Raw genomic sequence first — 9,540 nt, 5'->3', positions numbered from 1 at the left:
CACCTGCCTCGCGACATCATGGCCGGAAGCTGTTGCGGAGGGCCACCAAGCGCCAACCTTGGTTTCACACCAGTCAGTTGCACTCGCCCCTCTCGTCCCGCTGCGCTGACAACTTGAGGAAAGGCATCGGGTCAGCCGCTCGTCTTTCCGGTGCGGCGAGGCACAGGACGAGCTGCGAAAGCCATCAGGACCGGAACTCCTGGGCGTGATCCCGGGCCCACTGGGCGAAGGTGCGGGCGGGCCGTCCGGTCACGGCCTCCGCCGTCGGCATGGAACCGAAGGACGAGGCAGCGAACGCCTCGGCCTGCGACCGCCTACTGAAGATCTTTTACGGGACAGTAGGCCCGTACCTCGCGGGTCGTTGATTCCTATGGTGTGACCGGCCCGGGGGTCGGCTGGACCAGACCTGAAACGGTGACCCGCGACGTCCGGGGCTAGGTTGCCGCCGCGAAAACGTCGACGCCTGTGAGGTCGGCCGACAGAGCCCACAGGCGCGCGGCCTGCTCGGGGTCACTCGCGTGTGCGTGCACGCCGCCTTCCGAGCCGTCGCCGGCCGGCTCGGCGATGTCGCAGTCCTCGCAGTACACGCCGCCCATGCCCGCCAGCTTTGGGGAGGTCGCCGCCCATACCTGCGTCGCCGCGCCCTGCCCGGGCGTCTTGAAGGTGGGATCGGCCGGGTCGCCGTTCTCGTCGATCCAGCCCGCGTCGACCATCTCCGCCTTCGCAAGGTGGCGCTGCAGCGGGGTGAGGATGCTGCCCGGATGCAGCGCGAACGCTCTGACTCCGGCGTCGCGGCCGAGCGCATCGAGCTGCACGGCGAACAGCACATTCGCCGTCTTGGCCTGCCCGTACGCCTGCCATCGGTCGTAGCCACCCTCGAACTGCACGTCGTCCCAGCGCACGCCCGTGATGCCGTGGGCGCCGGAGGACACGGCGATCACGCGCGCGCCACCGCGGGCGATCGCCGGCCACAGATGGTTGATCAGCGCGTAGTGGCCGAGGTGGTTGGTGGCGAACTGCGCCTCCCACCCCGGGCCGACCCGCGTCTCGGGGCAGGCCATGACCCCAGCGTTGTTGATCACGATGTCGACATTGCGCCACGAGGCCAGGAACCGCTCGGCGAAACCGCGGACACTTTCGAGGTCGGACAGGTCGAGGTCGTCGGTCTCGACGCCGTCGATGCCCTCGACCGCCTCCTGAGCGGCCGCCCGTCGCCGGGCGGGGACCACGACACGGGCTCCGGCACCCGCCAGGGCGCGGGTTGTCTCCAGACCAAGTCCCGAGTAGCCACCGGTGACGATCGCGGTGCTGCCGGACAGGTCGATCCCGCTCAGGACGTCGTCCGCGGTGCTCCGGGCGCCGAAGCCCGATCCGATCTTGTGCTGAGGTGTCGTCATGGCGGAGACGCTAGATGCTGGACCGCACTCCAGGGCAAGAGCCGGTGACGGCGAACGTCCTGGCCCAGCCGTTGCGCCTGTGCTAGATCACCACAATCACGACGGTGGGTGACGGCGTCCACCACGCCATGCTCGGCATCGCGTGCATGCACAACCTTACCCTCGTCGCGTAGGCGGGCAGCGGGCAGCGGGCAGCGGGCAGCGGGCAGCGGGCAGCCAGCAACGAACACCCACGTCAAGCCGACCCAAGAACCAACTACAGGACAGCCCTTAGTTGGTCTTGTTCGGCACGGGCTTGGCCGTTGCGGGAGCCGCGGGCACTCTTGCCGTCCACCGCGACCGTTGTGGCCCCGGCCGGATCGACACCGGCCAGGTCGGCCGGCCCACCCGGACAGACCCGCTCCAGCACCCGGCGGATGGTCGCGGCACTGGGAGCGATGCGCACCGCGAAGGCGCCGACGACCCGAGTACCCAGCCGGGCCTGGGTGGCCTGCGGGGCCGCAGCGGCCCATTGCCCGATCGCCGCGTACGAGCGAGCGTCGGCCGGCCGCGGACGCCGCGATCAACACCACACTCACGAAAGGACATCAGGCAGGGCCACCCCGCCCTGCGACGCTACAAGATCACGCGACTCCGCAACGGCTCTGCGCCGGGACCTGCCATGCTGAGCAAGTTCGACTCCATCCGCATACCTTGGAGGTTGTGATGCGTGCAGGCATCGTGGTCTGCGCGCACCCCGGAGTGGAGGACCTCGCCGTGCGGGCCGAGCAGTTGGGCTTGCACAGCTTCTGGGTCAACGACACCCCGATGGTCCACGGCGATCCCTTCGTCGCCTTGAGCCTGTGTGCGAAGGCCACCAGCCGCATCAGGCTCGGCATCGGCGTGACCTCACCGGCGCTGCGCTCGGCCCCTGCAGCCGCGAGCGGGCTCGCCAGCCTCAACGCCCTGGCACCGGGCCGGATCATCTGCGGCGTCGGCACCGGAAACACCGCCCGGCGCACCCTGGGCATGCGGCCGGCCACGGCGGCCAGGCTGGAGAACTTCACCGCCGCACTGCAGGACCTGTGCGCCGGACGCTCGACCGAGTACCGCGAAGGTGACCGGGTCCGCGACATCCGGTTCCTGCACACCGGGGCGCATGTGAACACCGCCGACCCGATCGAGTTCGTCGTGGCCGCGCTCGGGCCGCAGGCCGCCGCCGTCGCAGGCCGCCGCGACACCGGCCTCATCTCCTTCGGCCTGCTGGACCCCACCGCCTGGCACGCGCTGCACGACGTCCGCCGCCACGCCGCCCAAGACACACCCCGCGAACCCGGCTCCCGCACGGCCTCCTACGTGGTCACCTCGCTCCACCTACTCGACGAGGACGAGGATCCACACGGCGACGCGGCCCGGGACGCGACCGGCCACCTCGTCCTGTCGCTGCTGGCCTTCGCCGCCGACACAGCCGCCGAAAAACCCGCCTTCGCCGAGCAACTCAGCCCTCAGGAACGCGAGGCCGTGCGGCAGCTCCTCGACCGGCGCGGCACCACCGCCACCGCGCCGGACCGGCACACCAAGCTCTACCCCAACTACCTCGCACGCATCGCACCTCAGGACCGGGACCTAGTTCTGCCCTCGCTGATGAACACCCTGGCCCTGGTCGGCACCCGCGACGACCTCCTCACCCGCATCTCCACCCTGGAACAGGCCGGCATCGACGAACTCCTCATCCAGCCGGTGACCGACCCGCCCACCGAGATGGCCCAACTCGCCAAACTCCTCACCTGAGCAGACCCGCCCACCGCACGTCCATGACCTGCACACCTACAAGACCACCAGGACTATGCAACAGCCCTGACCACCACCCTCGCCCAGGCAACCGGCGGCACGCCCGCCGGCCTGCTCCCTCCGGCCCGGCCCGGACGCCCCTGGACGGGCTGGTCGTTCTCAGCCGGGTGGGGCACCAGACAGACGCTGATCGTCACGTTGGTGCGTCCCGAGCTGGTGATGGAGGTCGGCATCGACGTCGCTCGCGACGCCGACCCCGGCTTCGCCGTCATTGGGGCCGACGTGCCGCAAGCGGCCCCGCAGAACCAGCAACACACCAGGCCAGCGGCTGCCCCGCACACCAACAAGCCGCCTTCAAGCGTCATCACCGTGGACCGGCTCAGCGTGGTGCTGCGCCGCCCAGGGGTACCCGCCCGCATCGAGCAAATCACCGGCGTCCTGCTGATCGGTTGCGCCGTCCGCCTGGCCCTCCAGCCCGCCTGCCCCATCCGCTCCGGCGACCCTCCCCCCCCCGCTACCTTTTTCGTGGCTCCGCAATGGGGCCTCCGGCCTTCGGGTCCGGCATGACTTCCCCCTCCTGTTGTTGATGATCCGGGGGTGGTGTCACCGGGTCCGGAGGCATCGACGGACCGCTGATGAAGGGCTTGAGCACCGGCTCCAACCCGGGTCGGAAGAGCTCTCCGTAACGTGGATGTGGCAGCTCGATGCCCTGGCAAGGCCGGACGAAAGCGTGATGGAGGGGCCTGCACGTGACATCACGCCACTGCCGTCACCCCGGCTGGCAACAAGGCGTTCGACAAGCGCCTGCCCAACACCGAGCCCAAGCTCCGCGAACTGTTCGCGAAACTCCAGACCAAGCACGGGACGGTGCTGGTCGTGGTCGATCAGCCGGCTTCGATCGGGGCTTTGCCGCTGGCGGTCGCGCGGGATATGGGCTGCCCGGTCGCCTACCTGCCGGGGCTGACGATGCGGCGGATCGCCGACCTCTATCCAGGTGAGGCGAAGACGGACGCGAGGGACGCTTTCGTCATCGCCGACACCGCCCGGGCGATGCCGCACACGCTGCGGGCGCTCGACGGGGAGGACGAGACGATCGCCGAGCTGGAGATGATCGTCGGGTTCGACGACGACCTGGCCTGCGAAGCGACCAGGGTCGCGAACCGGCTGCACGGCCCGCTGACCCAGATCCACCGTCGCTGGAACGGGTGTTGGGACCGCGGTTGCAGCACCCGGCCGTCCTCATGCTGTTGGAGCGGTTCGGGTCCCCGGCCCAGATACGCAAGGCCAGACGGCTGCGGCTGGTCACGCTGCTGCGGCCGGAGGCGCCGAGGATGGCCGAGCGGCTTGTCGAGGAGATCTTCGCCGCGCTGGACGAACAGACTGTGACCGTCCCGGGGACCGAGGCGGCCGCGCTGATCGTCCCAAGCCTCGCCACCTCGCTGAAAGCCGTCCTTGACCAGCGCAAACTGCTGGCCGGGCGGATCGAGGAACTCCTGGAGGCCCACCCTCTTTCGAAAGTCCTGACCTCGATGCCGGGAGTCGGCGTCAGGACCGGAGCCCGCATCCTGATCGAGGTCGGCGACGGCGGCACCTTCCCGACCGCCGGTCACCTGGCCGCCTACGCGGGTCTCGACCCGGCGACCCGGAGTTCGGGCTCATCGATCCGCGGTGAACAGCCGTCTCGAAGAGGGAACAAGCAGCTCAAGCGGGCCTTCTTCCTATCAGCGTTCGCGGCGCTCGGTGACCCGGCCTCCCGGGCCTACTACGACAAGAAGATCGCCCAGGGCAAGCACCACACCCAGGCCCTGCTCTGCCTCGCCAGACGCCGAACCGACGTCCTCTTCGCCATGCTCCGCGACGGCACCTTCTACGAACTGCGGCCGTCAGCCCCAGTCACCTGACCTGCGGGTCTGCAAGGAGAACGACTCGATCAGCCTCGACGTCGAAGCCGAGCACCGGATGGCCGTACTCGCCCTCCGGGTCCATGAGTACCGGCTTGCCCAACCGCTGCCCGATCTCCCGAAGGAAGCCGCAGAGCACATCAAGTCGGTCCTGGCACTGCAACTCCCGCAGGTCGACGTCGAAGTCGACTTCGTCGTCCGCGTGGAAACTGAAGATCGCCAACACATCGGCGGTCGGCCAGACCCGCAGGTCCGGGCACTCGGCATCCGCCGCACGGGACAGCACGGCCTCCGCCCGGGGCACCGGAAGCACCGTCTCTCCCTCGGAGTACTGGAACTTCCGGCCCCTCTCCGCGACAAGGTCGAGGACCGCCTGCCAGTCCTCCACCGAGGCATTCGGGACACGCACGTCCGGCAACGACCCCATCAAGTCCAGGTCGAAGAAGCACTTCACGTCATCCCACAGCAGGTCGCTCACCCCGCCATGCTGCCCAGGTCGCCGACCCAACGCACCCCCGTTTCCCTTGACCAAGGGCATAGGGGCCCCCGGCCCACCGACTTCGACCACTGCTTCCCCGCCCTGGCCGCCCGCACCTGTCCGACCTCCTCCCCTCGACGAACGCTACCTCCAGCGCTCGGTGGGCCTTCTGGACGCCTTCGAGGTCCCCCTCGCCCCCCGGGCGGCCGTGGCCTCACCCACGAAGGCCCCGCGACCCCGTGGGACACCGGCGATTTCACCCACTAGGCGGTTGAGTCTGGGGCGCAAAGGACGCACCCACCCCGCGGCGCAGTTACAGCAGCACGACGGCCGCCTGCCCCATCAGCTCGTTCTCCGGCGCGGTCGCGCCCTGCGCCGAGACCGCCTCCGCCCGGTCCAAGCAGCGCTGCAGCCGGGTCACGCTCCGGCTGTCGCCAACCGCCTCCTGCAGGGCCGCGAACACCGCTGTGCGGTCCTCAATGACTTGCTGTCGGGCCTGCCACTTCGCGCACGTCCCGCACCCGGACATGCAGGACTCGCCGTGCCGCAGGACGAGCGCGAGGTCCTCCGGCGTGGGCAGCGCCGACCACCTCTACATCAGGCCGCCGCGCTGGACTGGATGGCGGGGCAGGGCATCGCCGACGGTGCCAGCATCCCGCGAGACGAGACGGGTGTCGTCCGGCTGGGCGGCGAGGTCGTCGTGGAGCCCACCGGCCACGAGGTCATGTGCTTCGTTCTGGATGAGTCCGCCCTCACCGAACCTCCGGCGGCCAGGACGATCCTGGGACCCGGCATCGAGCACGACCCTCGCACGCTGATCGAGCACGGCTCCCGCAGCCACCTAGTCAGGCGTTCAGCACTTGGCAGGCCTGGTCCAGGACGTCGAACCAGGCACCGTTGCGGGCTGGTGGTTCAACTCCCGTCAAGGGCGTAAGCCATAGGTCGGCGTGTGACTGGAGCAGCTGTTCCGTCGGCCGGTAGTCCAGGACGGTCCCGCAGGAAAGCGTCAGTCCGTCGTCGGTGTGGCTCATGGTGGCGGGCCAGTCGGGCAGGTCCTCGGAGTGTGCGAGGCACAGGAAGGCGGACCAGGCCCGGTTCCGCGGCGGGACCCTGACGAACCGTCGCCGCGGCGGTGGAACAGTCCAGGAGGATGCGCCTCGCGTTGATCTGGCGGCCGGCCATGAGGCGGTTGACGAGGGGTAACATCTCAGCTCCTTCTCACACGGCGGTTCGTGGCGGTGTTCATGCCCGTCAGACTCCAGCACGCCGGGCGCTGCCGCAGGCAGTTCACAGAGTTCGACTGGAAGCACGACCTGGCCGGTCTTGGAGTGTCATCGCTCTCCAGCAGCCAGAGCACCCGAGCCACCCGCGCCCAGCAGCCGAGCCACGGGCCGCACAGCCGGTACTGCACCGTGCAGCAGCAAGCAGCAGCGCCCCTGACCAAGAGCGTCCGGGGCGCTGCTGCGGGGTCTCGGGAGGCCCTATGCCTCAACGTACGCGACGATCGTGACCGACCCCAGGGCGGTCACGTAGTAGATGACCCGTACGTCGTCGATCTCGTCGGCGTAGTCGCGCAGCAGGGTGCCGGGCACCTGGATGCCGAGGTTCGGGTTGACGCTGATCGCGACGATCGCGCGGTCCAGACGGTGGGTCTCGGACGCGGTGAGCTTCGCCAGCTGGGTGAGCGCGGGCTCCACCAGGATGACCCGGGAGCGCCGCGCGCCGTGCTCAGGCGACACGGGGCTCCCCGTCGGCGAGACCGGCGAGGTGGGAGTCGCGGGCGACCTCCCACGGCACGCCGGACTCCGGCGGGGGGTAGCCGTTCTCAGCGATGTCCTCCAGGACGGAGGCGAGGACGTCGACCCGCGCGCGCTGGTCGGCCGCGTACTGGCGGGCCGAAGCGGCGGCGGTCTCATCGAGCGGCTGGCGGTCGGGCACGGCGGCCGGCTCCTGACTCATCAAGGGCTCCCGAGGTCATCTGGCGTGTCCCTCCACGGTATCGCCGGGGCCGGGCGCCGGTCCCGGGTCCGGACGGAAACCGCCCACATGACACAGGTGAACAGTGACGCAGATGGTCACGATGACCTGGGAAAACAGGGGGTTGATGACACAGATTGGCGCCGATGACACAGATCCGCGGACCCCGCTGGATCCAGGAACCAGCCCCGCTGCGCGTCGTGGGTCCGCCTGAGCGCCCTCCTGGCTGAAACGCGCAGGTCAGGATGCGAGGGGTAGGGGTGGGCGAGGACTGCGACAGCGGGAACGGTGTCCTGTCTGGGTGCCTTGTTATCGGTGCGGCTTGCCGGGTTCACACGCCGTACGGAGTCCGCCCGGAAAAGGGGCTGGCCCCCTCGTGGCCAAACGAGGGGGCCATTCACTGCCGTGGTCTTCCGGACAAGAAGGACACGACGGGTGCCGACGAGGCAGCACCCCGCAACGCCTAGCGCGGCGTCGCCTCCTATTGACCGTCGTCCGGACCGTGAACGCAAGGGCAGATTCGGAACATTGCGGTAAAGGGCCTCTGAACTGCCCGAATGCCAACTAGCAGTGATCAGTCCCTAACGTGTGCCGCATACAGGACTACCGGGGCATCTGAACAGTCAGCATCATTTTTGTGGACGACCCACGCTGGAGGACCAACTTCCGCAACGGCCAAGGCCAAGGCCGGGGTCAGCCACCTTCCGGACAAGTGCACGCCAGGACCCACGACGGAGGACGCCGTGACGCCCCGTACCCAACTCTTACTCGCCACCGTCGCGCTGTGCGCGTTCACCGGCCTCGCCATCACCATGCTCTGCCTCGGTCAGCCGGCCAATGCCATCGCCAGTCTCATCCTGGCGATCGTGCTGGGCGTGACGCAGCTGATCCAGGCCTTCAATGGCCTGGCCAGCGACCGTGACTCCCGCCGCGCGGCATCGACGCCCGCCGAGGCTCCCCCGGCGCAGCTGCAGTCCACCGAGACCGACGCCCCGGACACCACCAACGGCGCAGCCCGTGCTACAGCCGACGACGATGACAAGAGGCCAGCCGCATGACGATCGCCGACGCCTTGAGCCGCGGGCTACCCAAGCGCCGTGGACGCCGGCTGAGCCCCATCTGCGAGGAAGCGACCCCAGAACACCGCGAATGGCTCGTGCCTCTGCGGGAGGTGTACATCGAAAGCGGGCTCAGTTACCGGAAACTGAAGGGCCTCGCGCTCACCAGCGAAGCCCAGTTGTCGCGGCTGCTGACCGGCGCGAAAGACTACCCCGACCTCGTGCGCGTCCTCGACGTCCACAACGCCCTGGCGACCGTAGTGGAGCCTCCCCACTCCAGGGACTGGTATCAGAAGACCTGGGAGGCAGGGGCCTGGGCCGTCAAACGTCCAGAGGAATGGATCAAAGACTGCATCGCTCGGGTCGCCAAGTCCCCGGACAGCGACGGGGACCCGCTCGGCACCAAGACCGCGTCGAAGTCCCCGTTCGCCCGCTACCCCCGCGCAGTCAGCTGTCTGGCCGGCATGCTCACGACCGCCCTGCTGGCCTCCCTGCTGCAGCTCTTCGGGGTGGACCTGCCAGGCGCCCCCGCGCCGGCCGCTCCGGACTACACGGCGTGCGGTCGGGTCGTAATGTGCCTGGGTGATTCACGCCGTGAGTCCCTGGTCGAGCCCGTGCCCGTGCCGGTCGGAGACGACCGGCTTTATGTGTCGTACCCGGGCCCGACGCCCTCCGTGGAGGAGTCAGCCTTCGTCAGGGCGTGGCTGGCGGAGGATGCGCCCGTGTACGACAACCGTCGTGACCTCAGGAAGTTCGGGTCCCGGACGCTGTACGTAAGCGCCGGAAGCACGGTGTACGTGCGGTGCACGGACCAGAAGGACTTCGTCGTCCTCTACGGGGGCGAGGGAGACCGGCTTCGGGCGGAGGCCGTCCGCCGCTTGGCGGAGCAGTGGGATGGCCTTCGCCACACCGACCCGGCAAAGTGCTTGGGCGACGTTGGTTGACCAGATGCTCAGCAC

Annotated in this window: 10 protein-coding genes and 1 pseudogene; 5 read left to right on the top strand and 6 right to left on the bottom strand. The window is 69.2% G+C overall.

All coding sequences use genetic code 11. From position 1 onward, the window contains the following. Positions 1 to 434: 434 nt before the first annotated feature. Entirely contained in the window at positions 435 to 1,397 is a 963-nt protein-coding gene (locus tag ACFTZL_RS34840) for an SDR family NAD(P)-dependent oxidoreductase (RefSeq protein ID WP_382591299.1), read from the bottom strand. A 705-nt stretch (positions 1,398 to 2,102) separates the two neighbouring features. Between ACFTZL_RS34840 and ACFTZL_RS34835 the strand changes: the two genes are divergently transcribed. The 3 genes and pseudogenes from ACFTZL_RS34835 to ACFTZL_RS34825 form a co-directional block, all read left to right on the top strand. Then, on the top strand, positions 2,103 to 3,167 hold the full coding sequence (locus tag ACFTZL_RS34835; protein WP_382591296.1) for an LLM class flavin-dependent oxidoreductase: 1,065 nt from the start codon (positions 2,103 to 2,105) through the stop codon (positions 3,165 to 3,167). Positions 3,168 to 3,368: 201 nt separating this feature from the next. Further along, positions 3,369 to 3,734, top strand: coding sequence for a hypothetical protein (locus ACFTZL_RS34830; protein ID WP_382591293.1), 366 nt, complete (start codon positions 3,369 to 3,371; stop codon positions 3,732 to 3,734). Between the two features lie 186 nt (positions 3,735 to 3,920). Next, positions 3,921 to 5,068, top strand: a pseudogene (locus ACFTZL_RS34825) (IS110 family transposase); the annotation flags it as partial. Here ACFTZL_RS34825 and ACFTZL_RS34820 read toward each other — a convergent pair. From ACFTZL_RS34820 to ACFTZL_RS34800, 5 genes are all read right to left on the bottom strand, one after another. Then, entirely contained in the window at positions 5,061 to 5,546 is a 486-nt protein-coding gene (locus ACFTZL_RS34820; RefSeq protein WP_382591290.1) for a hypothetical protein, read from the bottom strand. The pseudogene ACFTZL_RS34825 and the gene ACFTZL_RS34820 sit on opposite strands and share 8 nt — an antisense overlap. A gap of 592 nt (positions 5,547 to 6,138) precedes the next feature. Further along, positions 6,139 to 6,264, bottom strand: coding sequence for a hypothetical protein (locus tag ACFTZL_RS34815; RefSeq protein WP_382591287.1), 126 nt, complete (start codon positions 6,262 to 6,264; stop codon positions 6,139 to 6,141). A 127-nt stretch (positions 6,265 to 6,391) separates the two neighbouring features. Beyond that, complete coding sequence (locus ACFTZL_RS34810) at positions 6,392 to 6,577, bottom strand: hypothetical protein (protein WP_382591284.1); 186 nt, start codon at positions 6,575 to 6,577, stop codon at positions 6,392 to 6,394. Positions 6,578 to 7,027: 450 nt separating this feature from the next. Then, on the bottom strand, positions 7,028 to 7,285 hold the full coding sequence (locus tag ACFTZL_RS34805) for a hypothetical protein (RefSeq protein WP_382591281.1): 258 nt from the start codon (positions 7,283 to 7,285) through the stop codon (positions 7,028 to 7,030). Further along, on the bottom strand, positions 7,275 to 7,505 hold the full coding sequence (locus ACFTZL_RS34800) for a hypothetical protein (RefSeq protein ID WP_382591278.1): 231 nt from the start codon (positions 7,503 to 7,505) through the stop codon (positions 7,275 to 7,277). The genes ACFTZL_RS34805 and ACFTZL_RS34800 overlap by 11 nt, the downstream gene beginning before the upstream one ends. A 761-nt stretch (positions 7,506 to 8,266) precedes the next feature. On the opposite strand from ACFTZL_RS34800, the gene ACFTZL_RS34795 reads away from it, so the two are divergent. Both ACFTZL_RS34795 and ACFTZL_RS34790 read left to right on the top strand, forming a co-directional pair. Continuing rightward, the gene (locus tag ACFTZL_RS34795; protein ID WP_382591275.1) at positions 8,267 to 8,581 is read left to right on the top strand and encodes a hypothetical protein; all 315 of its coding nucleotides are present in this window, start codon (positions 8,267 to 8,269) and stop codon (positions 8,579 to 8,581) included. Further along, entirely contained in the window at positions 8,578 to 9,525 is a 948-nt protein-coding gene (locus tag ACFTZL_RS34790; protein WP_382591272.1) for a hypothetical protein, read from the top strand. Before ACFTZL_RS34795 ends, ACFTZL_RS34790 begins: the two co-directional genes overlap by 4 nt. Positions 9,526 to 9,540 lie beyond the last annotated feature (15 nt).

Source organism: Streptomyces sp. NPDC056948, from assembly GCF_042674225.1.
In the GTDB taxonomy this organism is placed as follows: Bacteria; Actinomycetota; Actinomycetes; order Streptomycetales; family Streptomycetaceae; genus Streptomyces; species Streptomyces purpurascens.
Note: the sequence above shows the minus strand (reverse complement) of the source record. Positions and strands in the feature narration are given on the sequence as shown.

Excerpts from the sequence above, each read along its gene's own strand:
- ACFTZL_RS34840 (WP_382591299.1), bottom strand. The coding sequence starts at position 1,397 with ATGACGACACCTCAGCACAAGATCGGATCGGGCTTCGGCGCCCGGAGC.
- ACFTZL_RS34835 (WP_382591296.1), top strand. The coding sequence starts at position 2,103 with ATGCGTGCAGGCATCGTGGTCTGCGCGCACCCCGGAGTGGAGGACCTC.
- ACFTZL_RS34810 (WP_382591284.1), bottom strand. The coding sequence starts at position 6,577 with ATGAGCCACACCGACGACGGACTGACGCTTTCCTGCGGGACCGTCCTG.
- ACFTZL_RS34800 (WP_382591278.1), bottom strand. The coding sequence starts at position 7,505 with ATGAGTCAGGAGCCGGCCGCCGTGCCCGACCGCCAGCCGCTCGATGAG.
- ACFTZL_RS34790 (WP_382591272.1), top strand. The coding sequence starts at position 8,578 with ATGACGATCGCCGACGCCTTGAGCCGCGGGCTACCCAAGCGCCGTGGA.